This window comes from Eubacterium ramulus (assembly GCF_003122485.1).
GTDB lineage: Bacteria > Bacillota > Clostridia > Lachnospirales > Lachnospiraceae > Eubacterium_I > Eubacterium_I ramulus_A.
This window is the reverse complement of record NZ_JRFU01000015.1, coordinates 1-2,203: the sequence shown is the minus strand read 5'-3', so window position 1 is coordinate 2,203 and position 2,203 is coordinate 1. Positions and strand designations below refer to the sequence as shown.

General features: G+C 41.8%; 3 protein-coding genes. All 3 read right to left on the bottom strand.

Features of this window, described 5'->3' with window-relative positions:
- Nucleotides 1-210: 210 nt before the first annotated feature.
- The 3 genes from LG34_RS01875 to yedE all read right to left on the bottom strand — a co-directional run bounded on the left by LG34_RS01875 (nucleotide 211) and on the right by yedE (nucleotide 1,954).
- The gene (locus LG34_RS01875) at nucleotides 211-447 is read right to left on the bottom strand and encodes a DUF3343 domain-containing protein (protein ID WP_109214626.1); all 237 of its coding nucleotides are present in this window, start codon (nucleotides 445-447) and stop codon (nucleotides 211-213) included.
- Between the two features lie 185 nt (nucleotides 448-632).
- On the bottom strand, nucleotides 633-851 hold the full coding sequence (locus tag LG34_RS01870; RefSeq protein ID WP_109214625.1) for a sulfurtransferase TusA family protein: 219 nt from the start codon (nucleotides 849-851) through the stop codon (nucleotides 633-635).
- 2 nt (nucleotides 852-853) lie between these two features.
- On the bottom strand, nucleotides 854-1,954 hold the full coding sequence (gene yedE / locus LG34_RS01865; protein WP_242979772.1) for a YedE family putative selenium transporter: 1,101 nt from the start codon (nucleotides 1,952-1,954) through the stop codon (nucleotides 854-856).
- Nucleotides 1,955-2,203: the final 249 nt, after the last annotated feature.

Here is a 2,203-nt window from a genome sequence, read left to right as displayed (position 1 = left end):
TTGCATGACGCGCACCTCGCAACAAGAATGCCGGAGCATTCTTGAATGTTAAAAAATTGCCATTGATAGATAGTTATACGAATTGAAAATAGGAATCCCTCTGAAGAATTGTTCTCTCCAGAGGGATTTTTTGCTTTAAGGTTTTGGTTATGGACAAGTCTTCTACTGCTGACTGCTTTACACAGCGGAAACAGAGAGACTTTTTATTGGTTAAATGACCAGTTCCACATTTTGTTCGATTTCAATGTGAGAACCAAGTAAATCGTCTTTATAACGGGCGTATTCCTCAGGTTCTATGCGCCATGCCAGACCGCAGCCGGCGGAAAGTTCCCTTGGAACTGGGATCAGACGACCGGAGATGTCATGTTCTTTACAATACAGCTCCATAGCCATGGCAGCGGATGTTGTATGAAATGTTAAAATCTGATAAGGTTTTTTCTTTCGCATGACGATAATTCTCCGTTTCTTGATGTAATTCAATTCTGATATTGCTATATGTAATGAGCGTAATTAAGCAAATATGCTGGTATCATTGATGCATGACAAATGTTACTCATGAACAGATTTATTTCATGATAAAATCAGTTTTTTACTTGATCATATAACAAATATCCTAATCTTCTGCTTCCTTATTATGCCCGAAATGTGATTTCAAAGCAACCGTTTTTCTGTTCGGTCTGAAACTCTTTTTTCTGATAGGTTAATGTTTTTTCAATGTTTGTTCTTGTGTGGGCTTCATCGCCGATCACACGAATGGTTTCACCCGGATGTTCATCCATGGCGTCCATGACAAGCAAAACCGGTTCCGGACAGGAAAGTCCTCTTACATCTACTTCAATGAATTCTGCCATTTTTATTTTCCTCTTTTCAGATTTCTTTTGTTTGTTACTGCAATGATAAATAATACGATAATGCATGCGATCACTGCTGCTTTACCTGCGGTAGCCGGACCACCTGCAACTGCTGCCTCAGTCTCAGTTGCGGCTTTTGCTGCTGCTCCTGCAAGACCGAAGTTATGTGCAAATGCAGCGCCAAGGAGCATTCCAAGGAATGTTACTGTACTATCGGAAGAACCCTGTCCTGCAAGGATCAGCTGACGCAGCGGGCATCCACCTGCCAGTACAGCACCAAATCCTACCACATACATGCCAAGGATGTTCCACAGATGCTGGGAATGTGCGATTGGCTGACCGGAGAAACTTAAGTGGAAGTTTCCGGTTGCAATGTTGTAGATTAACATAACGACAAACAGTGCACCGATAATGCTGAACAGGTCAAAGTTTTTCATCAGAATGACATCACGGATACTTCCTGCGAAGCACATTCTGCTCATCTGTGCGATAATACCAATGATGAGTGCGATGATCAGTGAAATTGCGATCGGTGCGTGCATGCTTCCCGGTCCTTCAGTACTTGCTGCATATGCACCAGTTGCCACACCGATGATCAGTAATACGATTAACGCGATCGGCAATACCATACCGTTTGCTTTCTTGGTTTCATAAGCTCTTCCAAGAGAAAATCCTTTTTTCAGGAAGAAGGTTCCGGTTGCCACGCCGCCTGCAAAACCGATCAGTGCTACATAAGCATTCAGATCACCGGCAGACATACGAATTACCATACGAAGCGGACATCCAAGGAATACCAAAGCACCGATCATCATGATCATTCCAAGCAGAAAACGGATCATTGGTGCAGATCCAGCGGTTGCTTTGTATTCTTTCGTGATCAGAGAAATAATAAATGCACCCACTACAAATCCTACGATTTCCGGACGGAAATACTGTACTGATGCTGCGGAATGGAGGCTTAATGCTCCGGCTGTGTCACGGATAAAACATGCCACACAAATTGCCATGTTTGCCGGGTTTCCGAAGAATGCAAGCAATGCTGCCAGTACACCGACAATGGCACCTGCGATTGCAAGCTTCCATGTTTTGTTAAATAGTTTCATAACAGTTCTCCTTTGTGTTTTTGACGCATAACTACGTCTGTTTTTGTTGTATTCAGTATAACATTCCTGCATTTTCCAGTAAAATTGTTAATATTGATAACTTGAATAAATATATTGAGAAAAACTATAAATAGGAGTAAAATCAGATTAGAAACAGTTTATATCGATTTTTCGATAGGATATAAATTCCATTATATGAACAAAATTCAAGTCGAACGCACGTGAGACTTGGTGCGTGATTCTGGTCAG